The organism is Shewanella sp. SM21, assembly GCF_025654335.1.
Classification (GTDB): Bacteria; Pseudomonadota; Gammaproteobacteria; order Enterobacterales; family Shewanellaceae; genus Shewanella; species Shewanella oncorhynchi.
Window position 1 is genome coordinate 71,514 of record NZ_JAKKRL010000004.1, and the last position, 24,643, is coordinate 96,156.

Annotated in this window: 17 protein-coding genes; 13 read left to right on the plus strand and 4 right to left on the minus strand. The window is 45.7% G+C overall.

What is annotated here, in order from left to right; all coding sequences use genetic code 11:
- Positions 1-88: 88 nt before the first annotated feature.
- The gene (locus L5L94_RS06450) at positions 89-4,858 is read right to left on the minus strand and encodes a DUF3320 domain-containing protein (protein ID WP_263162028.1); all 4,770 of its coding nucleotides are present in this window, start codon (positions 4,856-4,858) and stop codon (positions 89-91) included.
- A 637-nt stretch (positions 4,859-5,495) separates the two neighbouring features.
- On the opposite strand from L5L94_RS06450, the gene L5L94_RS06455 reads away from it, so the two are divergent.
- Together L5L94_RS06455 and L5L94_RS06460 are read left to right on the plus strand one after the other, a co-directional pair.
- Positions 5,496-6,470 carry a DUF1852 domain-containing protein gene (locus L5L94_RS06455; protein ID WP_263162030.1) on the plus strand — a complete coding sequence of 325 codons (975 nt, stop codon included), beginning with the start codon at positions 5,496-5,498 and terminating at the stop codon, positions 6,468-6,470.
- Positions 6,471-6,505: 35 nt separating this feature from the next.
- On the plus strand, positions 6,506-7,570 hold the full coding sequence (locus tag L5L94_RS06460; RefSeq protein WP_263162032.1) for a methionine synthase: 1,065 nt from the start codon (positions 6,506-6,508) through the stop codon (positions 7,568-7,570).
- A 169-nt stretch (positions 7,571-7,739) separates the two neighbouring features.
- Here L5L94_RS06460 and L5L94_RS06465 read toward each other — a convergent pair whose 3' ends face one another.
- Both L5L94_RS06465 and aguA read right to left on the minus strand, forming a co-directional pair.
- The gene (locus L5L94_RS06465) at positions 7,740-9,446 is read right to left on the minus strand and encodes an amidase (protein ID WP_263148849.1); all 1,707 of its coding nucleotides are present in this window, start codon (positions 9,444-9,446) and stop codon (positions 7,740-7,742) included.
- A gap of 73 nt (positions 9,447-9,519) precedes the next feature.
- Positions 9,520-10,632 carry an agmatine deiminase gene (gene aguA / locus L5L94_RS06470; protein ID WP_263148850.1) on the minus strand — a complete coding sequence of 371 codons (1,113 nt, stop codon included), beginning with the start codon at positions 10,630-10,632 and terminating at the stop codon, positions 9,520-9,522.
- Between the two features lie 542 nt (positions 10,633-11,174).
- Between aguA and mazG the strand changes: the two genes are divergently transcribed.
- From mazG to rpoS, 11 genes are all read left to right on the plus strand, one after another.
- Positions 11,175-12,071, plus strand: a complete 897-nt coding sequence (gene mazG, locus L5L94_RS06475; RefSeq protein WP_263162034.1) for a nucleoside triphosphate pyrophosphohydrolase — start codon at positions 11,175-11,177, stop codon at positions 12,069-12,071.
- A gap of 116 nt (positions 12,072-12,187) precedes the next feature.
- On the plus strand, positions 12,188-13,825 hold the full coding sequence (locus L5L94_RS06480) for a CTP synthase (protein ID WP_012587102.1): 1,638 nt from the start codon (positions 12,188-12,190) through the stop codon (positions 13,823-13,825).
- Positions 13,826-14,054: 229 nt separating this feature from the next.
- A complete protein-coding gene (gene eno, locus L5L94_RS06485; protein WP_105251763.1) occupies positions 14,055-15,350 on the plus strand; it encodes a phosphopyruvate hydratase in 1,296 nt (431 codons plus the stop codon).
- A gap of 99 nt (positions 15,351-15,449) precedes the next feature.
- Entirely contained in the window at positions 15,450-15,749 is a 300-nt protein-coding gene (ftsB, locus tag L5L94_RS06490) for a cell division protein FtsB (RefSeq protein WP_105253074.1), read from the plus strand.
- Positions 15,750-15,761: 12 nt separating this feature from the next.
- Positions 15,762-16,553: a 2-C-methyl-D-erythritol 4-phosphate cytidylyltransferase gene (ispD, locus tag L5L94_RS06495; RefSeq protein ID WP_212601489.1), complete on the plus strand. Its 792-nt coding sequence runs from the start codon at positions 15,762-15,764 to the stop codon at positions 16,551-16,553.
- A gap of 37 nt (positions 16,554-16,590) precedes the next feature.
- Positions 16,591-17,076, plus strand: a complete 486-nt coding sequence (gene ispF, locus L5L94_RS06500) for a 2-C-methyl-D-erythritol 2,4-cyclodiphosphate synthase (RefSeq protein WP_263162037.1) — start codon at positions 16,591-16,593, stop codon at positions 17,074-17,076.
- A 20-nt stretch (positions 17,077-17,096) separates the two neighbouring features.
- The gene (gene truD, locus L5L94_RS06505) at positions 17,097-18,212 is read left to right on the plus strand and encodes a tRNA pseudouridine(13) synthase TruD (RefSeq protein ID WP_263162039.1); all 1,116 of its coding nucleotides are present in this window, start codon (positions 17,097-17,099) and stop codon (positions 18,210-18,212) included.
- The gene (surE, locus tag L5L94_RS06510; protein WP_105251808.1) at positions 18,209-18,958 is read left to right on the plus strand and encodes a 5'/3'-nucleotidase SurE; all 750 of its coding nucleotides are present in this window, start codon (positions 18,209-18,211) and stop codon (positions 18,956-18,958) included. The genes truD and surE overlap by 4 nt, the downstream gene beginning before the upstream one ends.
- Entirely contained in the window at positions 18,955-19,590 is a 636-nt protein-coding gene (locus L5L94_RS06515; RefSeq protein WP_028761363.1) for a protein-L-isoaspartate(D-aspartate) O-methyltransferase, read from the plus strand. Before surE ends, L5L94_RS06515 begins: the two co-directional genes overlap by 4 nt.
- Before the next feature lie 100 nt (positions 19,591-19,690).
- On the plus strand, positions 19,691-20,587 hold the full coding sequence (locus tag L5L94_RS06520) for a peptidoglycan DD-metalloendopeptidase family protein (protein WP_263162041.1): 897 nt from the start codon (positions 19,691-19,693) through the stop codon (positions 20,585-20,587).
- Positions 20,588-20,667: 80 nt separating this feature from the next.
- Positions 20,668-21,648 (plus strand): RNA polymerase sigma factor RpoS, encoded by a 981-nt coding sequence (rpoS, locus tag L5L94_RS06525; protein WP_028761361.1) that lies wholly within the window; start codon positions 20,668-20,670, stop codon positions 21,646-21,648.
- A gap of 132 nt (positions 21,649-21,780) precedes the next feature.
- Here rpoS and mutS read toward each other — a convergent pair whose 3' ends face one another.
- Positions 21,781-24,351, minus strand: a complete 2,571-nt coding sequence (mutS, locus tag L5L94_RS06530; protein ID WP_263162043.1) for a DNA mismatch repair protein MutS — start codon at positions 24,349-24,351, stop codon at positions 21,781-21,783.
- Between the last annotated feature and the right edge of the window lie 292 nt (positions 24,352-24,643).

The following is a 24,643-nucleotide window of genomic DNA, read 5'->3' on the forward strand; positions in this document are numbered from 1 at the left end:
TTAACGGGCCATATATGGCCTGTTATCCGATAGATGAGACTGACAAGTGCTTATTAAGCAGAGAAAATCAGGCCATATATGGCCTGATTTATTGGTTGCCTGATTTATTGATTGATATTTTCAACCGCTCATTCTCACAAACCAACACATTTTTATCACACTGAATCTGCGCTAACTTCGCCATCCGTTCTGCCGCCTGAGCTGTGGCACGTTGGAAACCCAATAAGCCCAAAGCAGCTGATGCTGCGTCCGTTACGCTGATAGCGTGGGCGTCTTGCACTGTCAGCAATAAGGCGTTTGTGAGATCGGCATCACAGACGTTTTCCAGCTTACGGGTGGCTGTGTCGACGCTGTTCCAGTTTCTTAACTTGACTGTACTGCGGCCATGCGGCCATAACACTTCATCGCTATCTAGCTGGATTAATCCTTTGGCAACAGCGCCTGTAATGGCTTGGTCTACAGTGCGCTTAATTTTGGCGCCAACCCTTGTCAGGCCTGCGGCGTTGGCTAAACGAGTAGCAACTAGGCTGGCGAATATTGGGTATTCGGTTTCAACAATACGTTCAACCGCATACACCAACATACTTAAAGGAATGGCGCTGAAATCATCGACATGCGGAATATTGAGCTTAGATACATCGGCTTTTTTATAGGGCGTAGTGCAGGCTTCAAATTCTGGTTGTTCTTCTTCAACCCGTATTATTGGCGTTGCAATGGCCTCTGGCGCAGCAACTTTGTGTTTCACTTGTCTGGTGCTAGTGGCTTGTGCAGCCATAGTTACCATCAGTTCGTCATGTTGGGTTATGGCTTTGTCTATGAGTACTTTCAGGCGATGTAACTCTGCCTCTGGATCTCGAAACCAGTCAGTAGACCAAATGCGTTCAAAGCTCCAGCCAAGGCCTTCCAGTACACTTTGCCGCAACCTTTCGCGGTCGCGTGCCGAAGTAGCTCCATAATAGCCTGCGCCGTCATATTCCAGCGCCAATACAAATTTACTTGGGTCTTCAGGATGCTTGATGGCTAAGTCGATGTAATAACCCTGACTGCCGACTCGGGGGGCTACCTGATACCCCAAACGCTGTATTGCCTGATGCAGCAGGGCGCCAAAAGCAAAGTTTTGTTCCTGCTGTTTTTCATAGGCTTTGTTCAACTGGCCAGATTCGGCAAACTGCAAAAAGATTTGCAGTGAACGCACACCAAAAGGGCTGTCTGCGCCAACTTTCAGTTCATCACCTTTGAAGTTGGCAAACACTTCCATTGCCAATCGTGCACGTGAAATCAATACGTTTAATCGCCGTTCGCCGCCCGGTTTGTTCAGAAGGCCAAAATTCTGGCTCAGCTGGCCTGTGCTGGTTTTTCCGTAACAAATGCTGATCAAAATAACGTCGCGTTCGTCGCCCTGCACGTTCTCCAAGTTCTTTACAAAAAATTCATCGCCACCTGCATGGCGTGCAAAGAATTCGTCGGTTTCTGGTTGTAGGCGGCGCACTTTTTCCAGCTCAAGCAAGATAGCATCTCGCTGCGAAAGGCTAAATGCAACCACGCCTAACGATAGGTGAGGTTTAGTTAAAGCGTGATTCAGTACAGCTGCTACAACAGCTTTTACTTCGCCAGTATTAGTGCGAGAGCTGCCTTTGTCGTAATGCGTTTCAGGTAAATAATGAAACTTCAGTCCTGTTGCATCGGGGTGAAAGCCTGGGCTTGGAAAGGCCACTAACTTGTTTTTATAAAACTGGTCGTTGGACACTGCGATCAGTGAATCGTGGCGAGAACGGTAGTGCCAGCGCAGCATTTTACTTGCCGCACCACGGGCTTCCATTAATGCCAGAATACTTTCCATTTCTGCGGTGGCGCTGTTTTCCAGTTCTTCCTCTTCCAGTTCAACAGCTTTACCAAATAGGTTGCTTGGTGGCATTTGCTTACTGTCACCTACCACAATCACTTGCCGCCCGCGCAGCATTGCGCCTAAGGCATCGGGTGCTGGAATTTGACTTGCTTCGTCAAAAATCACCAGGTCAAAATCTAACGCACCTTGTTTTAGGTAGGTGGCGATGGACATAGGGCTCATCATAAAAATAGGTTTTACTTGCTGGATCACGTTACCTGCTTCAGCCAGCAATTTCCTAATAGGAATATGGCGTTTTTTCTTACCTAACTCACGCAGTACTAATTCCATTTCACCTTTAGCTGTTTTCTTTGGCAAGCGCTCGTACAGGCTGTTTACTAAAAATTCTTGAGCGAAAAACAAACTGTTACCATCAATACGTTTAAAGTCGCGTAGGTTTTGTTCATGTTTATTGCGGTCAAAGTGCCGTATTGCTTCTGAGCTGTCATAGGCATAGTTAACCAGACCAGAATAATAGCTAAGTTCGAATACCGTCATTAGCAAGTCTGGGGCTGCATGCCATGAGTAAGCATGTTTAGTGAAGTCCTTGATGTTATAAGGCTCAAACGCCTTAATAATCTGGTTGTAGCGTGCAAAATCGTAAAGTAGGGCAGAGTTTTTCCAGCCTTCTAACCAGACATTTAGTTGCGTAAATTGCATTGCTGCTAAGTCATGGTTTGGATTGCTGTCGGGGATTTGTATCAGCTCTTGCAGCGTTTGTGCCTGCACTGCAATAGCGTTACAAAGCGCTGTCAGTGAGTTCGTCTGGTTACGCAGCAGCTTTTTATCAAGGCCCGTATCAATCAGTTCAGCCAATGACTGCGACAATTCAACACGGTTTACCTTTGCATAAAAGGTGTTTATCCAGCTGTGAATTTGCGTTAATTCATTGTGCTCCGAAAATTCGCCTTGCCACTGCGCGCCAAAAGCTTCAGATAACAGGGGGTGGTAGCTAGTTAGCTCTTTTTTCGTGCTTTGGTAAGTTAAAGCAGTATCTAATGCAGTAAGCCAGTCGGTAGACGAAGCGGGCAGAGCGCCAAGCCAAAGCCCTGCTAGCTGTGCTTTGGCTTGGCGATAGCTGGACGACAGGAAACGCCACCATTTATCTGTTTTGCCAATCAAGCCTTGGCGGATACTCAGTAAATCGGCATCCAGCGCCTGCGTGATAAAGTGCTGTTCGCAGCTGGCTTTGAGTGATAAGAAATTAGCTAGGCAGGTCAGGCCGTTATCGATCCGCTTTTTTTCTAAAGCCCATATGGGGTTATTTACTTTAACGCTTTTAAGATCAGGCACTTCGGATAGCCAGCTCGTTGTTGAAATCAGCGGTGCGACTTGTTGCAAGCTTTGTGGTTTATCAAGCTGCAGAAAAACACTGACGGTTTGAGTTTGCGTATCAAGTTGGCTAAGCAACTGGCTTATTTCTACCAAAGTAGAGGTTAATGCCTGCTGCAATGCAGGTGAAAAGTCAGTGCGACCAGACATCGCAAATGGATGCGCTGCAGGTATGCCAATGCGTGCTAGTTGCTGTACTAATTCCGTAACCAGTTTTCTGGCATTGCTGTATTCCTCAGCTGTCCATTGTTCGAAGTAGCTAAAGGGGAGGGCTGGTAAGGAGTTGTCGGGATCCTTTGTCTTCAATTGCAGCAATGAGCCCAACGCTTCAATGTAATTGATACCGCTACGCAGAATAGTGGCTCGGATGGCATGCACATAAGCATCCAGCGAGGCTTTTGATTCCGCTAAATCTGAAAACTCTTGCTCCCGGTTTGCTGTTTGTGGCCGACCTTGCTCAAGTGACTCAGCAATAGAACCAAGCACAGATTTCTTGGTACTTTTGTGACTATGTAGTTCGAGTACGGCGTAGCCCATATGAGTTTCATCAAGGCGTTTTTTCACCACCTCAAGTGCTGCCATTTTTTGTGCAACAAACAGCACCTTTTTACCCAGCGCAACCGCTTCGGCAATAATGTTGGTGATAGTTTGGGATTTACCTGTACCTGGTGGCCCTTGAATGATCAGGTCCGCGCCAGATTTCATCGCCAAGATTGCTTCAATCTGGCTAGAATCGGCGTCTTTTACCAAGTGGAGTTTTTCTGGATGATTCAGATCTGCAGGATTGATCTCTGCATCGTGGGGAAAGCCATCACGAAATAAGCGGCCAATTAAAGGTAACTGTGATGGTTTTTTTCCTTCCGGCCAGCCTGTAGGGTCCAAGTCCATGTACATTTGAAACTTGCCAAAAGAGAACAGCCCTAAACCAATTTTATCCTGATGCACTCGCCATGAAGGTTGCACTGTAATCGCATCTGATACCGCCTGATAATAATCTGTGATGACCATCTCATCAGAATAAGCGGGAAGCATTAACTTAAATTCAGTCCTTAGTTTTGCAGCTAAGGTCAGGTTTGAACCCAGCTCTTCGCCGGTGTAGCGCAATTTGAAGCTATCTCTGGCTGATGATCGCATTAGTTGAACTGGGATCAGAATTAAAGGTGCATATCTTGAAACAGATGAGTTTGTTGGCTCATTCCACTGTAAAAAACCAAGTGCTAAATACAGAACCTCAACACCTTGTTCTTGCAGCATTGTATGGGCTTCGGTTTCCAGTTTCAGCAGGGCTTTATCCAGCTTGGCGGGCACTAATCCGGTTTGTAGGTATTTGTCGGTGAAGCGGGCCACTCCCTTTTTCTGTTCGAGGTATAAATCAAGAGGTGGCAATTCCAAATCATCGTCGGTCTGAAAGAATGATCCTTCATCTTCACTGTCGGCAATTTTTTGCTGATAAGCTTCTGGCAGTGGTAAAAAGCTGAGTGTGTTTTCTTGCTCAACGAGCATTTCAAATATCTTGGCAGATTGCTCATCAATAATGTCGAGGGCTTTACTACCACTGCGGTAATTCAGCAGAGGGTTGGATCTAAGACCCATATCAAGTAATTCCAGACGCGCACGTTCCAGTTGCTGCTCAACAACCATAAAAATCCATCTCCGAGATATGCTGAACAGCAATAGTTTTCACTAGGTTTTGCTGGTGGCGTTGTTTAAAAATCTACCATATCAACGGTTGTTTCTAAAAGCAATCTTGCGAATTATTAGAATGATAAGAACAAGTCGTGCAGAAAGTGAGTGGGCGTATATTGCTTTTATTGGTCGTTAATAAATTTAACGAAATTAGCTAAAGTTGATGGTGCTATTCGCCATGAGATTACTGCTCAACTTATGAATAATTAGGAAAAATGTGCTCCAGCAATTCTGGGTATTCCCTTTTGCAAGCAAATTATCTAATCGGCCAGCCTCCGAGGAGTTATTACGCGCTACGGAATGATTTAACCAACAACGCTATGCTAATTGATCATGAATACGGCTCATGTTCTATGTGAAATAAAACCGTTTTTGTTCATGTGTCGAACCACGTATAAATGACTCCAAGCGAAATATTAGACAAGCTTGAAGTTGCACACTAGCTAAGCTATCAGGACTTAAGTCATCGGCACTTAAGTTAAATAGAACCTCAGACAGAACACGAATAATGTCTATAAGAGTCGGGTCTAGAAGCTAGAAGATCAGGGCATAAACTCAGGTTTGAAATCAGACAATGGGATACTGGATCACTATGAATAAGCATTTTACATTTACGATTAACAGCATTTGTCTTGATGAAAATTATCATCCCTCAGACAAGACGCGTATCACGACCAACTTTGCTAATTTGGCCAGAGGCAGTCATCGCCAAGCGAACTTACGCAACGCGTTAAAGATGATTGATAACAGTTTTAATGCCTTAGCGCATTGGGATAACCCTAAAGGCGATCGTTATACTGTCGAACTTGAAATTATCTCCGTTAATTTGGATATTGACGGCAGCGGTCAAACCTTCCCATCGATTGAAGTATTGAAAACCAATATTGTTGATCATAAAACCAATAAACGTATTGAAGGCATTGTAGGTAATAACTTTTCATCTTACGTACGCGATTATGACTTTAGCGTATTACTGGCAGAGCATAATAAGGGCCAAGCAAAATTTAGTATTCCGGATGATTTTGGTGGTCTGCATGGCAAGCTCTTTCAGTCTTTTGTTAATTCTGATGCTTACAAACAGAATTTTAATAAGCCACCGGTTATCTGCCTCAGTGTGTCGGATAATAAAACCTACCATAGAATTGAGAATCAGCATCCCGTATTAGGGGTTGAATATCAGCCAAATGAATCGTCTTTAACTGAGCAATATTTCAAAAAAATGGGCTTACAGATGCGCTATTTTATGCCGCCAAATAGTGTGGCGCCTTTAGCTTTTTATTTCTTTGGTGATTTACTCAATGATTACACCCATCTTGAGTTGATAAGCACCATCAGCACTATGGGAACTTTTCAAAAAATCTATCGCCCTGAGATTTATAATGCTAATGCTGTTGCAGGAAAATGCTATCAACCTAATTTGAAAAACCTAGATCATTCACTGACTCAAATTGTTTATGATCGAGCTGAACGTAGCCAATTGGCGAATGAGCAAGGCAAATTTGCAGCGGAGCACTTTATCAAGCCCTACCAAACGTTTTTTGAACAATGGTCTGCTAATTACCTTTAGTCGCTCAATAATCAACCCAATACGGCATCATTATCATGAAAACACGACTTAATAAAACATCGCTTAACCAGACACTGTTACCGACTTCAACTGCGGGCAGTTTGCCTAAACCTTTATGGCTTGCAGAGCCTGAAACACTTTGGTCTCCATGGAAATTGCAAGGAGAGGAATTAATTACCGGTAAACACGATGCACTGCGTTTGTCATTACAGGATCAACAGCTAGCGGGGATTGATATTGTCAGTGATGGCGAGCAAACGCGGCAACATTTTGTCACTACCTTTATTGAGCACTTCAACGGCGTTGATTTTTCAAAACGTAAAATCGTTAAAATTCGTGATCGCTATGATGCAAGCGTGCCCACGGTTGTCGGCCCAGTGAGCCGCCAAAAGTCGGTGTTTGTTGAAGATGCCAAATTTTTACGCAAGCAAACCACGCAACCGATTAAATGGGCGCTGCCTGGCCCAATGACCATGATAGATACGCTTTATGATGACCATTATAAAAGTCGCGAAAAGCTCGCTTGGGAATTTGCCAAAATTCTTAATGAGGAAGCCAAAGAATTAGAAGCGGCGGGTGTTGATATTATCCAATTTGATGAGCCTGCTTTTAATGTGTTTTTTGATGAGGTAAACGATTGGGGCATTGCGTGTTTAGAAAGAGCCATTGAAGGGCTTAAATGCGAAACTGCGGTACATATTTGTTATGGTTATGGCATCAAAGCCAATACAGATTGGAAAAAAACCTTGGGCTCAGAGTGGCGCCAATATGAAGAAGTGTTTCCTAAACTGCAAAAATCGAATATCGATATTATCTCGCTAGAATGTCACAACTCCCATGTGCCAATGGAGCTACTTGAACTCATTCGCGGTAAGAAAGTCATGGTCGGCGCGATTGATGTTGCCACCGACACGATTGAAACCGCAGAGGAAGTCGCTGACACCCTACGAAAAGCCCTTAAATTTGTCGATGCCGACAAGCTTTATCCTTGTACCAACTGTGGTATGACGCCTTTATCTCATCAAATCGCAAGAGGCAAACTCAACGCCTTAAGTGCAGGCGCAGAGATCGTCAGAAAAGAACTCTTGGCATTAAGATAAGACGTGTTAAGTGTTGCTGTCTTTTTTACAGCAGCATGTTTTATAGCAGCATGAATCCAGCTTTGTTGAAAGGGTATCGACGTCGGTATTAAAAAAAACGGGATTGGCAAATTGATGCCAATCCCGTTTTCATTTTTAAGCTCATGCATTTAGTGCTTGGGCTTAGCGCTTATTCGCCAAGCTTTGGTGTACGTGGCGGGATCATGCGCCTGTCACCTGTTGACTCAAATGCACCTGCAAATTTAAGCAGGTTATTATCGTCATAGGCGCGACCGGCGAAGGTCAAACCGACTGGCATGCCAATATCGGCCATCACGCCCATAGGCACAGTCACAGTCGGCACGCCTAAATGGCGAATCGCAAGGTTTCCGTTAGCGACCCAAACTCCGTTGCTCCAAGCTATATCGGCTGAAGCCGGATTCACATGGGCATCGGCAGGGCCCACATCTGCCACGGTTGGGAACAGCACGGCATCAAGCTTTAGCCCGTCCATCCAGTCTTCGAGATCTAGCTTACGCGTCTTCTCTAAGCCACGCAGACCATCGGGAATACTGTCGATCTGGTCATAGGATTTAAGACCACGCTTAGCCATGTTGACGTACTCTTCCATGCCTGCCGCTAAGTCACCTTCACGGTTAGGCAAGGTGCCCAAGTCGTGGGGGAAAATCAGATAGCCGTTAACATCTTCAAGCTTGTTGAGTTTAGGGTCATTGTTAGCACGCAGGAATTCATCGAATGCCCAACCTGAGAGTTCCCATAATTCATCATGGAGGAATTGAGGCGTGACGATACCGCGGTTAAACACTGTCGGCGCACCTGGGCGGTCGCCTTCACAATTTGATACCAGCGGGAAATCCACTTCAATCACTTCGGCGCCAGCGGCTTCTAAGGCTTTACGAGCCGCTTCCCATAGATCGATAACCGATTGGCGGGTATGAATACGTTGACCCGTTGGGCCGCCAATGCCCGGATTTTCGCTGGTGCCCGCCAATTCATCTTTATTGATGTACATGCGCGGCACACCAAAACGCTTACCCTTAAGTGTGTCTGCGCTAGCGGCCAGCGCCAGATAAGATTCTGGGCGAACTGTCGATGCTTTAGGGATTTGTACCCAAGGTTGCAGACGCCAGAGATCGCCACGGGTGATAGGATCGTCGGCCACAATCACATCCAGCACTTCAAGCATATCCGCCATAGTGCGAGTATAGGGCACGACGACATCCATGGTCGGCGTTAACGGCCAGTTACCGCGCACGGAAATCACGCCGCGAGACGGAGTGTAAGCACACAAACCGTTATTGGACGCAGGACCTCGACCGCTTGACCAAGTTTCTTCGGCAAGACCGAAAGCCGAATAACTTGCCGCCGTGCCTGTGCCCGCCCCATTGGAAGAGCCCGAAGCGAATGGTGCAGTAAGATACTCAGCATTGTATGGGCTTTCAGCGCGGCCATAGTGACCTCGCTGCATGCCGCCATTTGCCATGGGTGGCATATTGGTTTTGCCTAGGCAAATGGCACCCGCGGCGCGTAGGCGCTCAACGGCAAAGGCATCGTACTGGGCCACTAAATCTTTAAATGCTGGGCTGCCAGACGCCGCCGTCAGCCCCTTCACCAAATAGCTATCTTTGGCGGTATACGGAATACCCTCAAGTGGGCTTAAGGTTTCACCACGGGCGCGGCGCGCATCTGAGGCTTCGGCTTCTTTCAGCGCATCGGGATTGTGTACCACTAACGCATTGAGCTTAGTCTTTGTCGCAGGGCCGTCATACGCCTCAACCCGCGCGAGATACGACTTAACCAACTCCACTGCGGTGGTGTGGCCAGATTCGAGCGCAGCACGCAGCTCGGCAATGGAAACTTCAGTGACTTCAAACATCTTGCGCCCTCCCGCAGAAAGCCAATTGTGGTGTAATAACAGTGACATCAATCGTCATGCTGTTCTCCTTGGGTTACTTTCCAGCAGGGATTTGCTGAGTAATACAATGGATATTGCCGCCACCTAATAAAATCTCACGGGTTGGCACACCCACAATCTCATGCTCTGGGAAGATTTCCTGCAGTTTTTGGGCGGCGATATCATCGGTTGCAGGGTCAAGCAGTGGGAACACGATGCGATTATTGGTGATTAAAAAGTTCACATAAGAACCGGCTAAACGCTCACCCGCCGTGCGTGGCACGCCAGTGCCTTCGGTCACACCTTTTGATTCTTCTTCGGTGCAATACAGCGGCCCCGGTTGTGGCAATAGATGGATTTTTAACTTACGGCCTTTGGCATCCACGGTATTTTGCAAGACCTCTAGCGCCGCTTTTGAGCGTGGATATTGTGGATCAGTCTCATCATCGGTCCAGTGCAGAATGACTTCACCAGGACGGGCAAAACAGCACATATTGTCGATATGACCATCGGTCTCATCCATATACACGCCATCTTGCAACCAGATAAACTGCTTAACATTCAAATAGTCACGCAGTAAGTCTTCAATCTGTTCTTTTGTCAGTTCAGGGTTACGGTTGGCATTGAGTAAACATTCTGCACTCGTCATACAGGTGCCTTCACCATCGACATGGATGGAGCCACCTTCGAGGATCAGCGGCGCGCTGTAACGGGCAAAACCATGCTGCGCAAGCATTTGCTGCGCGACTTGCTCGTCCTTATCCCATGGGAAGTACAAACCACCGTTATGGCCGCCCCAAGCATTAAAACCCCAGTCAACACCACGGCATTCGCCATTATCATTCACAACTACGGTTGGCCCTGTATCGCGAGCCCAGCAATCGTTACTGTCCATTTCAACCAAGGTGACGTGCGATGGCATCACTTTTTGAGCTTCAGCTAAAAAGGCTTTAGGTACACCCATATACACGGGCGTTGCACCACCAATGGCATCGGCCACTTTAGCAAAGGTTGCTTGAGCATAAGCCCCAGCAGAGCGCCAATTATCGGGACGATATGGCCAAATCATCCATACGGCTTGCTGCGCCGCCCATTCGGCGGGCATATAAAAACCATCTTGTGATGGCTTAGTCGTTAACGGCGTGGCATCCACATTCGCGTTTGTCATGAATTTTGTCTCCAGTAATGCTCAAATCTATAAGGGAGTACGCCCCATTTTGGGCGACAGAATAGAAATACACCTAACATAATCAAATAAATCGAATGACCGTATTTATCACGCTGCGCTCATTACGAGCATTTATCACATGCATTCATCACATGTATAGTTAGGCCGAAATTGTTAGGTCTTCACTCAGTGAGTTTTAGCTTCATTGAAATATTGCTGCGTATCTTATCATTTAAGATGGCTTGCGCTAAATACTTGTATGCAGGACATAGATGAGAATTTATTGGGTCGTTAAATCGTCGATTTATTGCTCTTTGGGTGAATTTCACCACTACATGGCGCGAATGCACTTTTAGTTAAAATAAGACCTATTAAATAAGAACCCTAAGATCTGATCTCAGCATCAAAATAGCGCTTTTATTTTACCTCGCTTATCATCGCGTTATTATAGCCTTTTACTAACAAGCACTGCTGAGGCGTATTCTTTTTGTTCATCCTCAGTATTTAGCCTGTTTTAGCATTTATCTTTAAAGGAGGTAAGCATGACTTCCCACACTGCGCCATTAACTTCATTTTCAACCACGGAACCTTCTACAACGGGATTTTCTATAACAGATGTTGAGCCGCTGCTTAACATTATGGAAAAACTGCGTGATCCGCACACGGGTTGCCCGTGGGATAAAGCACAAACCTTTCAAACCATAGTGCCTTTTACTTTAGAGGAAGCCTATGAAGTTGCCGATACCATAGAGCGTTTAGCCTGGGATGAGTTGCCCGATGAACTTGGGGATTTATTATTTCAAATCGTATTTTATTGTCAGCTCGGTAAAGAGCAGGGGCTGTTTGATTTTGCCACAGTGATTGAGAAAATCAGCGACAAGTTGACCCGCCGTCATCCCCATGTGTTTGGCGAACAAAATCCGCAAATAGGCGATAGCGCCCAAGCAATGAAAGCCAATTGGGAGGCGATAAAAGCGACTGAGCGTGAACAAAAGGCCCAGCAAGTGGCGGGTAAAACCCAAACTGATACAGTGGTTTCTGCGTTAGACAATATTCCGCGTACCCAACCTGCGCTGTCGCGCTCAATCAAAATTCAGCAAAGGGTGGCGCGAGTCGGTTTCGATTGGGCCGAACTTGAACCTGTGGTCGCTAAAATCCATGAAGAAATCGATGAAGTCTTGCATGAAGTGAATCAAGACGAGCAAGACCAAGCTAAAGTGCAGTCCGAAATGGGCGACTTGCTGTTTGCCGTGGTGAATTTAGCTCGCCATCTTAAGGTCGATCCAGAACAAGCGTTGCGCCAAGCTAACCTTAAATTTGAACGCCGTTTTCGCGGTGTAGAACAGTTGGCGAGTGACAGCGGTAAAAGCATGGAAGAGCACACATTAATGGAGCTCGATGCCTATTGGGACCAAGTAAAAGTGATGGAGACGAGATAAACGGCAAATTATCCCGATTGGTGTTTGTCGAATCGCGCCGCCTTTGGTATACTACTGCCCCGTCCTAGTGCTTTCTTACAAGCACGTATTTTCAAACTCATTTTCTCAGGTTCAGCATGACTACAAGGTATATCTTCGTTACTGGTGGCGTTGTTTCATCACTAGGTAAAGGCATTGCAGCAGCATCATTAGCTGCAATTTTAGAGGCCCGCGGTCTCAATGTAACCATCATGAAACTGGACCCTTACATTAACGTTGATCCGGGTACCATGAGCCCAACCCAACATGGCGAAGTATTTGTTACTGAAGACGGTGCAGAAACAGATCTCGACTTGGGTCACTACGAGCGTTTCATTCGTACTAAGATGAATCGTCGTAACAACTTCACTACCGGTCGTATTTACGAAGAAGTATTACGTAAAGAACGTCGTGGCGATTATTTGGGCGCAACCATTCAGGTTATCCCACACATCACTAATGCGATTAAAGAAAAAGTATTAGCCGGTGGCGAAGGCCATGATGTCGCTATCGTCGAAATCGGCGGTACTGTGGGTGATATCGAATCCTTGCCGTTCCTAGAGTCTATCCGTCAGCTCGGTGTTGAGCTGGGTCGTGATCGTACTCTTTTCATGCATTTAACCTTAGTGCCTTTCTTAGGTGCTGCTGGCGAAGTGAAAACTAAGCCAACTCAACACTCAGTGAAAGAGCTGCGTTCTATCGGTATTGCACCAGATGTGTTGGTTTGCCGTGGTGACCGTGCGATTCCTGCTAATGAAAAAGCCAAAATCTCGCTGTTCTGTAACGTCGAAGAGCGTGCGGTTATTTCATTAAAAGATGTTGATAGTATTTATAAAATCCCAGCTTTGTTACGTTCACAAGGTTTGGATGACTTAGTGGTTAAGCGTTTCGGTTTAGAATGCCGTGAAGCGGATCTGTCTGAGTGGGAAAATGTTATTTATCAAGAAGCTAATCCAAACGGCGAAGTCGTTATTGGTATGGTGGGTAAATACATTGAACTGCCAGATGCCTATAAGTCAGTCAACGAAGCATTAAAACACGCAGGCCTTAAAAACCGCGTATCAGTGACCATCAAGTATATTGATTCACAAACCGTAGAAGCTAAAGGCGAAGAAGTCTTACAGGGCTTAGACGGTATCTTAGTACCAGGCGGTTTTGGCGAGCGTGGTGTTGAAGGTAAGATACTGGCGGCAAAATTTGCCCGTGAAAACAATTTACCGTATTTCGGTATTTGTTTAGGTATGCAAGTTGCCTTGATTGAATTTGCGCGTAATGTTGCAGGTATGGCTGATGCACATTCAACTGAATTCAATAAAGAAACACCGTTCCCAGTGGTGGGTTTGATCACTGAATGGATTGACGAAGAAGGTAATGTTGAGCAGCGCCATGAGGCGTCTGACTTAGGTGGCACTATGCGTTTAGGCGCTCAATTGTGTCATTTACTCGAGGGTTCAAAAGCGGCTCAAGCCTACAAAGGCAACAGCTGTGTAGAACGTCACCGTCACCGTTACGAAGTGAACAACAAATACAGAGAGCGTTTAGAGCAAGCTGGCATGATCTTCAGCGGTTTGTCTTCTGATCGTAAACTGGTGGAAATGATCGAATTAAAAGATCACCCATGGTTTGTTGCAGGTCAATTCCATCCTGAATTCACCTCAACTCCGCGCGATGGTCACCCATTGTTCGAAGGGTTTATTGCTGCGGCAAGTGCGCATCAAAAACGTGATCTGAAGTAAGAATATTTGAGGCCGGACCCGCGACAGTGGGGCCGGCCTTTTGTTACACTCATCAGACTTGAAACATAAGAACTTAATACCTCTGGGTATAAACAGCATGCGTACTAGTTGCATCTGTATGGACGCAAACCGTAAATGGAATTTTGTTATTTTCCGCGGTATGTGACTTCCATTTATTCCCATAGGTATTGGTTTTTTCTTTTATCTTTAAACTTAAATCGAGGGTGTTATGGCTAAGATTATTAACGTGATTGGTCGCGAGATTATGGATTCTCGTGGTAACCCAACTGTTGAAGCCGAAGTGCATTTAGAAGGTGGTTTTGTGGGTATGGCTGCGGCGCCTTCTGGCGCATCTACCGGTAGCCGCGAAGCGTTAGAATTACGTGATGGCGATAAGAGCCGTTATTTAGGCAAAGGCGTATTAACCGCTGTTGCTAACGTAAACGGTGTCATCCGCGCTGCATTATTAGGCAAAGATGCGACGGCACAAGCTGAGCTTGATCAAATCATGATCGACTTAGATGGCACAGAAAACAAAGACAAGTTAGGCGCAAACGCGATTCTGGCTGTGTCTTTAGCGGCTGCTAAAGCAGCTGCAGCATCTAAAGGTATTCCTTTATACGCGCATATCGCTGAATTAAACGGTACACCAGGCCAATATTCTATGCCTGTGCCTATGATGAACATCTTAAACGGTGGCGAGCACGCGGATAACAACGTTGATATCCAAGAATTCATGGTGCAACCTGTTGGCGCGAAAACTTTCCGTGAAGCACTGCGCATGGGCGCTGAAATTTTCCATACGCTGAAAAAAGTATTGCACGACAAAGGCCTAAGCACTTCTGTGGGTGACGAAGGTGGTTTTGCACCTAACTTAGCGTCAAACGCTGATGCGTTAGCCATTATCAAAGAAGCGGTTGAACTGGCTGGTTACAAGTTAGGTACTGATGTGACGTTAGCGCTGGATTGCGCTGCATCTGAATTCTACAAAGACGGCAAATACGATTTAGCGGGCGAAGGCAAAGTCTTCGACTCGAATGGTTTCTCTGATTTCTTAAAATCATTGGCTGACCAATACCCAATCGTGTCTATCGAAGATGGCTTAGACGAATCAGATTGGGATGGTTGGGCTTACCAAACTCAAATCATGGGCGACAAGATCCAATTAGTGGGCGACGATTTATTCGTTACTAACACTAAAATCTTAACCCGTGGTATTGAAAACGGTATTGCTAACTCAATCCTTATCAAGTTTAACCAAATTGGTTCATTGACTGAGACTTTAGCGGCTATTCGTATGGCGAAAGAAGCGGGTTATACCGCCGTGATTTCACACCGTAGTGGTGAGACTGAAGATTCAACCATTGCTGACTTAGCCGTGGGTACTGCTGCTGGTCAAATCAAAACCGGTTCACTGTGTCGTTCTGACCGTGTCGCTAAATACAACCAATTGCTGCGCATCGAAGAGCAATTAGGTGAAAAAGCCCCATACCGTGGTTTGAAAGAGATCAAAGGTCAGGCGTAATTTAATATTTGATGTAAAAAGGCCACCACTTGGTGGCCTTTTTTGTTGTACTATCTGCTGTATATTTTTTTAATCCAAGATACTGACGCTAATTCCTCCATGAAATTTTTTGTCATTGCACTCATAGTGCTACTCGGTGTACTGCAATTCCGTCTTTGGTCGGGAGGTAATAGTCTTCCTGAATATTTCGTTCTGCAAAAACAAATTGCCGCCCAGCAAGAAGGTAACGCCAAACTCAATGAGCGTAACCAAGTGCTGAAGGAAGAAATCATCGATCTGAAAAGTGGTACAGAAGCCATCGAAGAGCGCGCACGTAACGAACTTGGCATGGTTAAAGAAGGCGAGACCTTCTATCGCGTCGTGGGTGGTGAGCGCTCGGTATCGAGTCCATCTCAGTAATATGGAGTTAGGATGACAGAGCTAGGACATTTAGATCTTGGATTAAATGAACAATCCAATCCCGATAGCCAATCTGATCTGGTAACACAAATTGAATTGCAGCGCCAAGCTGAGCATGTCACTCAAGCTGTGGTTGCCATCGTTCCAGCTGCGGGCATAGGTAGCCGTATGGGCGCCGACAGACCTAAGCAATATCTTGAGGTGTGCGGCCAGAGTATTCTTGCTCATACCTTAGATAAGCTCTTGTCCCATCCGCACATTTCTCAAGTGATCGTCGCCTTACATTCGAACGATACTATCTTCGATACCTTGCCACAGGCCGTGCACCCCAAATTGATTACAGTATTAGGTGGCGGTGAGCGCGCTGATTCTGTGTTGGCGGCGCTGCAAATTGCGCCCGAGCACAGTTGGGCCTTAGTGCATGATGCGGCAAGACCTTGTTTAACCGCGACAGATATCGACAAGTTACTCGCATCCAGAGTGCAATTTCCCCAAGGTGCTATTTTGGCAATGCCTGTACGCGATACCATGAAGCGCGCGAATAAACAGGGTGAAATCAGTGCCACTGTGTGTCGCGATAATTTATGGCATGCATTGACGCCGCAGTTATTTCCAGCGCAGCAATTAAAAAATTACCTCAATGCGGCTCTGGCTGCAGGTGCGGTAGTCACAGATGAGGCTTCGGCGATGGAATGGGCGGGGATATCACCCGGACTCGTTTCGGGCCGTGCTGATAATATAAAAGTAACGCATCCCGACGATTTAGGGCTAGCCGAACTGTTTTTGATGCGTGCCGTTAAATAGTCATAATCAAAGTAAAATAATACGTTAGGAATATTAAATGAAAATCCGTATCGGCCATGGTTTCGATGTGCATAAATTTGGTGCGGCGCGGCCATTGATCCTTTGTGGCGTGGAAGTACCCTATGAAACAGGCCTAGTCGCACATTCAGATGGTGATGTGGTACTGCATGCGATTTCCGATGCCATCCTCGGTGCTTTAGCGCTCGGTGACATAGGAAAACATTTCCCCGATACCGATGCCGCCTATAAGGGTGCCGATAGCCGCGTATTGCTGCGTCATTGCTATGCTTTAGCGAGGGAGAAAGGCTTTTTGCTCGGCAATCTTGACGTCACTATCATAGCCCAAGCTCCTAAAATGGCACCGCACATAGAGGCAATGCGCCAGATATTAGCCGCTGATTTAACCGCGGAACTTGACGATATTAATGTCAAAGCGACCACGACTGAACAACTTGGATTTACCGGGCGTAAAGAAGGTATTGCGGTAGAAGCCGTGGTACTTATGGCCCGCAAACACGATTAACTTAAGAGTAAAAAAGTCCCATGAGCGAATTACATTATCTGTATGGTAAGCCTTTAGGTACAGCAGATCTAAGAACCCAAAATAGCGATTTTATCGTGAAAGAGATTTTGCCTTTTAGCCCGACGGGTGAAGGTGAACATCATATGCTGCATGTACGCAAAGAAGGGCTAAATACAGTACAAGTCGCTGAAATGATCGCTAAGTTTGCTAAGGTGCATCCAAAGGAAGTGACCTACGCTGGGCAAAAAGATAAAAATGCCATCACAGAACAATGGTTCGGTGTGCGTATTCCTGGTAAAGAAACGCCTACTTGGAAGGAGCTCAATAGCGATCGTTTGACCATATTGTCGAGCAGCCGCCACAGCAAGAAACTGCGAATTGGTGCCTTAGTCGGTAACCGCTTTATTCTTACCCTGAGAAATGTCACCCAAGTGGAAGACATTATCAGTCGTATCGAAAAGGTCGCTCAAGTGGGCGTGCCCAATTACTTTGGTGAGCAGCGCTTTGGTCACGATGGCAAAAACTTAGTCTTTGGTCGCCAAATGATGGCGGGTAAAAAAGTCAAAGACAGAAATAAGCGCAGCATGTATTTGTCTGCCGTGCGCTCAAATCTGTTTAACACTGTGGTGTCATATCGTTTAGCCAACCATGGCACTAAGCCTTTAGCGGGTGATTGTGTGATGTTAGCGGGCAGCAAAAGCTTCTTCGTGACGCCTGAATGGGATCTCATCGTATTGAAGCGTTTGATTGAAAAAGACATTCAACTTTCTGCACCATTGTGGGGGCGCGGCATGATGTTACCCCAAGGTGAAGCTGCTGCGGTGGAAACCTTAGCTATGAGTGAGTTAGCTGACGATTGCTATGGTTTAGAGCACGCCGGATTAGAGCAAGAACGCCGTCCGTTATTGCTTGAGCCCCAAGGCCTTAAATACGAACAAACCGCCGATGGCTTAGTGCTGGAGTTTGTGTTGCCTGCGGGCAGTTTTGCAACATCGTTATTGAGAGAGTTGGTTAATTATCAAGATGTTAAAGAGCAGCAATGGCAAGCGACATTGGTGCAGGAGCCTGCGCTTGAGGTAATTAACGCTAACGTAGTGGCTAACACTGATACTGTTAAGACTGAAGCAGAGTCATGATCCGTATCCTTGTTAGCAATGACGATGGGATTAATGCTCCAGGTATCAAAGCCTTATCTGAGGCTTTGGCTGAAATAGCGACTGTGCTGACTGTTGGGCCGGATCGAAATTGCTCTGGTGCGAGCAACTCATTAACCTTGACTAATCCATTAAGAATTAATAGGTTAGATAATGGCTATATTTCCGTTCACGGTACACCGACAGATTGCGTTCATTTGGCTATCCGAGAATTATGTGATGGCGAACCTGATATGGTGGTGTCTGGCATCAATGCGGGGGCAAATATGGGTGATGACACCTTATATTCGGGGACAGTTGCCGCCGCGATGGAAGGACGCTTTTTAGGTTTTCCTGCAATAGCGATTTCGCTTAATGGCCGTAAATTCGAACATTATCAATCGGCTGCTGTTTATGCTCGGCGGATAGTTCAAGGTTTGTTGGCCCAGCCTTTGGCAAAAGATCAGATCTTAAATGTGAATGTGCCTGACTTGCCACTTGATCAAATTAAAGGCATCAAAGTGACTCGCCTCGGCGCTCGTCATAAGGCCGAAGGCATAGTGCGAACGCAAGATCCTGCCGGACGTGAAATCTTCTGGCTTGGTCCACCGGGACAAGAGCAGGATGCCACAGAGGGCACTGATTTTCATGCTATTGCCAATGGCTATGTTTCAATTACGCCCTTGACGGTTGATTTAACCGCCTACGGACAACTAACGGCATTGCAAAATTGGGTAGATAAAATATGACTCGAGTTGCCTTAACATCGGCGGTGAATTTAGCTAAAAAGCTTCAAGATGCGGGGATCCGTAATCAAGCCGTGTTAAAGGCGATATCGCATACGCCGCGAGAAATGTTTCTTGATAATGCGCTAGCCCATAAAGCCTATGAAAATACGGCTCTGCCAATTGGACAAGGGCAAACCATTTCGCAGCCTTATATCGTTGCCCGTATGAGCGAACTCTTACTGCACAAGATGCCACAGCGAGTGTTAGAAGTGGGGACTGGATCGGGCTATCAGGCAGCCATTTTGGCTCAATTGGTGCCTCAGCTTTGTACTATTGAACGGATCAAAGGTTTACAAATTCAAGCAAGACAGCGTTTAAAACGATTAGATTTGCATAATGTGTCGTTTAAATATGGTGATGGTTGGTTGGGATGGGCTAATCGTAGTCCGTTCGATGCCATTATGGTGACTGCGGCGGCGGCGACTATACCAGAAGCTTTGCTGTCTCAGTTGGCTGATGGAGGGGTGTTAGTCTTACCTGTGGGAGAGGATACTCAGCAATTGATGCGTATTACGCGCACTGCTGACCGCTTTAGTTCTGAAACCATTGAAACGGTTAAATTTGTACCTTTAATTAATGGAGAGTTAGCTTAACCTTGTGTTGTGCTACTGTGTTAAGCGAAGTGCTTGTTTTGCACAGAAGGCGTCATTTTCTCATCATAAACAGTAATACAACCTTACCAAGGAGTTTTTATTGTTGAATGCGGGTTTACTCTTAAACCTTTGTTTTATATTTCTGCTTGTAGGCTGTAGCTTTCAGGCCAGCAGACCCGCACCCGTCGAAAATATTTCCCATAGCTACTCTAAAAATAGCAAAGGCCACATTAAATCGAATTCATATAAAGTTAAAAAAGGCGACACTCTCTACTCAATTTCTTGGGCTGCAGGGAAAGACTTTTCTGAAATAGCTAAACTTAATCAATTAGATAACCCTTATACAATTTACCCTGGACAGATTTTATATTTAACTAATGCTAAATCTAGTAACCAATCAAAATCTACGACTTTAGATGGAAATATAACGGGTAATTCAGATGCAAACTCAAGTAAAAGTGATAAAAAACAATTAGATGATAAGCTTTATCAGTCTAATGCTAAGTCAAGTAACGATATGAAAAAAACACTTGATCAGAAAGCTAAGCCCGCGTACCTTGTAACAAGTTCCCAACAAAACATTAACCAACCAATGGTTCCACCCACCTCAACACTGCCAGCCAGTGTGAGTCAGTGGCAGTGGCCAGTAAGAGGGAAGTTAATCGGAACTTATTCTGCCAATGAGCAGGGAAATAAAGGTATTAAGATCGCGGGAAATCGGGGAGATATCATCAAAGCTGCTGCAGATGGGCGGGTGGTATACGCAGGAAGTGCTCTTAGGGGTTACGGTAATTTAGTGATTATTAAACATAGTGACGATTACCTTAGTGCTTATGCTCATACGGACAAGATCTTAGTCAAAGAAAAGCAACATGTCCTCGCAGGGCAGACTGTTGCAAAAATGGGCAATACAGGTGCCAATCGGGTAATGTTACATTTTGAAATTCGTTACCATGGACAGTCTGTAAACCCACTTACTTATTTACCTAAACAATGATTGTTTGGGGCCTTGTTGGCAAATGGAGGATAGGAAATTGCACTAATTCAGCAGTTTAATTAGGTTTGGGAGATTTGATCATGAGCCGCATAAATAGCACTGCCGCAGAAGCACTAGTAGATTTTTCCGTAGAAACCGTAGACTTTGATCTTGAAAAAGAAGAAGTTGCCACCGATCTAGTCCAAGAGCTAGGAATAGAACAACAGGTCCAAGATGACCTGCAAAAAAATCTTGATGCCACTCAACTTTATCTAGGTGAGATTGGTTTTTCCCCACTGCTTAGCGCAGAAGAAGAAGTTTACTTTTCCCGTAAGGCCTTAAAAGGTTGTGCAAAATCCCGTAATCGCATGATCGAAAGTAATTTACGTCTCGTCGTAAAAATTGCACGTCGTTACAATAACCGCGGCTTAGCACTGCTCGATCTTATCGAAGAGGGTAATTTAGGTCTAATTCGTGCCGTAGAAAAGTTTGACCCAGAAAGGGGGTTCCGTTTTTCAACCTATGCGACTTGGTGGATCAGACAGACGATTGAACGCGCTATCATGAATCAAACTCGTACTATTCGTTTGCCGATTCATGTTGTTAAAGAACTCAACGTATACTTGCGCACAGCCCGCGAATTAGCACAAAAACTGGATCATGAACCTACAGCGGAAGAAATTGCTGAAAAACTGCAAGTTTCTAGCTCTGATGTGAGCCGCATGCTTAAGCTGAATGAAAAAATTACCTCTGTTGATACGCCTTTGGGGGGCGATAACGAGAAAGCATTATTAGATGTACTGGCCGATGATGATAGTGTTGGCCCTGACTATAAAGTGCAAGATGAAGACATCTCTAACTCGGTGGTGAAATGGCTTAACGAGTTGAACACAAAACAAAGAGAAGTATTAGCCCGTCGTTTTGGTTTGTTAGGTTATGAACCTTCTACGCTTGAAGATGTGGGGGCTGAAATTGGTTTAACCCGTGAACGTGTTCGTCAAATCCAAGTGGAAGCATTAAAACGCTTACGTGATTTATTGGGTTCTCAAGGTTTATCTGTTGAAGCTTTATTTAGAAACTAATATCGGTCTTCTGGTGTCTTTCAGAGAAGCTATCCAGAAAATGTACTTAGTGTGAGATCACGTCATAAAGTAAAACGCCCACTATAGAGTGGGCGTTGTTATTTTTAGGCTTTTATTTAGATCACCTGATGTCTAGCTCAAGCGTTTTAGTTCATAGAGCAAATCAAGCGCCTGTTTTGGCGTTAAGTTATCGGGATTAATGCTACTTAATTTAGTCAAAGCTGGATTTTCAACCGGTTCAGGTAAAGCGAGTAAGCTTTGAATGGGCGTCCTCGTTCCTTCTGGTTGGTGATCGCGACTCTCCAATTGCTGCAATTTATGTTTCGCTGCTTTAATCACTTTGTTTGGCACGCCGGCAAGCGCCGCAACTTGTAAGCCGTAGCTTTTACTGGCGGCGCCTTCTTGTACTGCATGCATAAAGGCGATGGTATCATCGTGCTCTATGGCATCAAGGTGCACATTGTAAACACCTGCCATTAAGTCAGGTAATTGAGTTAGCTCAAAATAATGGGTGGCGAATAGGGTCATAGCCCCGACTTGCTGGGCTAAATACTCTGCTGCCGACCAAGCTAGCGATAAACCATCATAGGTGGATGTTCCACGGCCGATTTCATCCATTAACACTAAACTACTGGCAGTGGCATTGTGCAGAATGTTGGCAGTTTCAGTCATTTCTACCATAAAGGTTGAGCGGCCAGAGGCCAGATCGTCTGCTGCGCCAATACGGGTAAAGATACGATCAATCGGGCCAATCAGGGCGCGATCTGCTGGAACAAAACAACCAATATGGGCCATCAGTGTAATCAAGGCGACTTGACGCATATAGGTCGATTTACCGCCCATGTTAGGTCCAGTCACAATCAACATACGTCTTTGATTATGTAAGATTACTGGGTTAGCGATAAACGGCGTTTGGCTAACACGCTCCACCACTGGATGGCGACCTGCGTCTATTTGTACGCCGATATCTTGGCTCAGCTCTGGACAAGTATAGCCTAAGGTCTCGGCACGCTCGGCAAAGTTACTCAGTACATCAAGTTCAGCCGCAGCTCTAGCAAAGGCTTGTAACTCATGCAATTTGGGCAGAATAAGATCGAACAACTGTTCCCATAACTGCTTTTCGAGTGCCAGCGCTTTACCTTGGCTCGAGAGGACTTTTTCTTCGTATTCCTTAAGTTCGGGCGTGATATAACGCTCCATATTCTTAAGTGTTTGGCGTCGTTGATAATTGAGCGGTACTTGTGAGGATTGCAGACGGCTCACTTCGATGTAATAGCCGTGTACGCGGTTATAGCCAACTTTAAGTGTATTGATGCCAGTACGTTCTTTTTCTCTGGCTTCAAGTTGTACTAAGTAATCACTCGCTCCTTCGCTCAGGCCGCGCCATTCATCTAGTTCGCTGTTGTAGCCTTCACGGATCACTCCGCCATCGCGGATAAGCATGGGAGGATTATCGACTATCGCGCGCTCAAGTAGGGCTTGCTCAGCGGGGAACTCGCCTAAGTGTTGACGCAATTGAGTCGTGTGCGGCGCGCTCAGTGTACTTAAACTCTGTTGTAATTCAGGCAATAAGCCCAGAGCTTGACGTAAACGGGCAAAGTCTCTTGGGCGAGCGGTACGCAGCGCGAGTCTTGCCATGATACGTTCGATATCGCCAAGTGCCTTTAACTGCTCATGCAAATCTTCGTGGGCAGCGGTATCGAGGAGTTCAGTCACCGCCTGTTGGCGCGCCTTGATTTGCTTAGGATCTCGCAGAGGCTGATGGATCCAGCGTTGTAACATACGACTGCCCATAGGCGTTGCCGTGTTATCTAATACTGCGGCTAAGGTATTATCGCGGCCACCGGCAAGGTTTTGAGTTAATTCTAAATTACGGCGAGTTGCCGCATCGAGTACTATGCTATCGGTTTGATTGAAGCGGATAATGGCATTGATATGAGGCAGTGCCGTGCGCTGTGTGTCTTTGACATATTGCATCAAGCAACCCGCAGCCTGCAGTGATAAACGTGCATCTGCGATGCCAAAACCATGTAAGTCTTTCGTGCCAAACTGGGCCAGTAGTAACTTGATACTCGTATCGTAATCAAATTCCCACTCGGGGCGACGGCGTTTGCCTTTAAAACCGTTAAGTAGCCCAAGTTCACCAAAGTCTTCACTGTAGAGAATTTCAACGGGATTAGTGCGTTGCAATTCCGCTTCTAATGACTCTCGGGTGTCGAGCTCTGCAATCACAAAACGTCCGGATGAAACATCTAATGTGGCATAACCAAAACCGACTTTACCTTGATAAACCGCGGCTAACAGATTGTCTTGGCGTTCTTGTAGCAACGCTTCGTCGGTTAAGGTGCCAGGTGTGACAATTCGCACCACTTTACGTTCTACGGGCCCTTTAGATGTCGCGGGATCGCCAATCTGTTCGCAAATCGCAACTGATTGACCAATTTGAACTAATTTTGCAAGATAGCCTTCCACAGCATGGTAAGGAAGTCCCGCCATCGGAATAGGATCGCCACCACTTTTACCGCGCGCAGTGAGTGAAATGCCTAACAGCTCAGAAGCGCGTTTAGCATCGTCATAAAACAACTCGTAGAAGTCACCCATGCGATAAAACAGCAACATATCGTGATGTTCTGCTTTCATCGTCAAGTACTGACGCATCATAGGAGTATGTTTTTCTAAATCATCGGTATCAATTACATTCATTAAATCGTTATCGTCCGTTGTGACTGCCTAAAGGCGATACAGTTTGTGTGGTTAAGGGTGATTAAGCGCTATGGAAGCGGAAGACTGCTGTACAATTTTCAGCTAAAAAGACCACGCAAAATTTGTTGCGCCAATCTTAGCAATAATTTAGCGAAAATTGAGCCCTTAACGATGGATATTGATCAAAGGGAGCTATTATCTGATTTGATCTTCGCTAAAACCTTGGCCATATTAAAAATCCTATCAGCTAAAAATAATTCAGTCACAGGTCTTGATACTGTATGATTGTACA

Coding starts and splice junctions, on each gene's coding strand:
- L5L94_RS06455 (WP_263162030.1), top strand. CDS start 5,496: ATGAATAAGCATTTTACATTTACGATTAACAGCATTTGTCTTGATGAA.
- mutS (WP_263162043.1), bottom strand. CDS start 24,351: ATGAATGTAATTGATACCGATGATTTAGAAAAACATACTCCTATGATG.
- aguA (WP_263148850.1), bottom strand. CDS start 10,632: ATGACAAACGCGAATGTGGATGCCACGCCGTTAACGACTAAGCCATCA.
- L5L94_RS06460 (WP_263162032.1), top strand. CDS start 6,506: ATGAAAACACGACTTAATAAAACATCGCTTAACCAGACACTGTTACCG.
- ftsB (WP_105253074.1), top strand. CDS start 15,450: ATGAAATTTTTTGTCATTGCACTCATAGTGCTACTCGGTGTACTGCAA.
- eno (WP_105251763.1), top strand. CDS start 14,055: ATGGCTAAGATTATTAACGTGATTGGTCGCGAGATTATGGATTCTCGT.
- L5L94_RS06515 (WP_028761363.1), top strand. CDS start 18,955: ATGACTCGAGTTGCCTTAACATCGGCGGTGAATTTAGCTAAAAAGCTT.
- L5L94_RS06480 (WP_012587102.1), top strand. CDS start 12,188: ATGACTACAAGGTATATCTTCGTTACTGGTGGCGTTGTTTCATCACTA.
- surE (WP_105251808.1), top strand. CDS start 18,209: ATGATCCGTATCCTTGTTAGCAATGACGATGGGATTAATGCTCCAGGT.
- mazG (WP_263162034.1), top strand. CDS start 11,175: ATGACTTCCCACACTGCGCCATTAACTTCATTTTCAACCACGGAACCT.
- ispD (WP_212601489.1), top strand. CDS start 15,762: ATGACAGAGCTAGGACATTTAGATCTTGGATTAAATGAACAATCCAAT.
- L5L94_RS06465 (WP_263148849.1), bottom strand. CDS start 9,446: ATGTTTGAAGTCACTGAAGTTTCCATTGCCGAGCTGCGTGCTGCGCTC.
- L5L94_RS06450 (WP_263162028.1), bottom strand. CDS start 4,858: ATGGTTGTTGAGCAGCAACTGGAACGTGCGCGTCTGGAATTACTTGAT.
- rpoS (WP_028761361.1), top strand. CDS start 20,668: ATGAGCCGCATAAATAGCACTGCCGCAGAAGCACTAGTAGATTTTTCC.
- ispF (WP_263162037.1), top strand. CDS start 16,591: ATGAAAATCCGTATCGGCCATGGTTTCGATGTGCATAAATTTGGTGCG.
- truD (WP_263162039.1), top strand. CDS start 17,097: ATGAGCGAATTACATTATCTGTATGGTAAGCCTTTAGGTACAGCAGAT.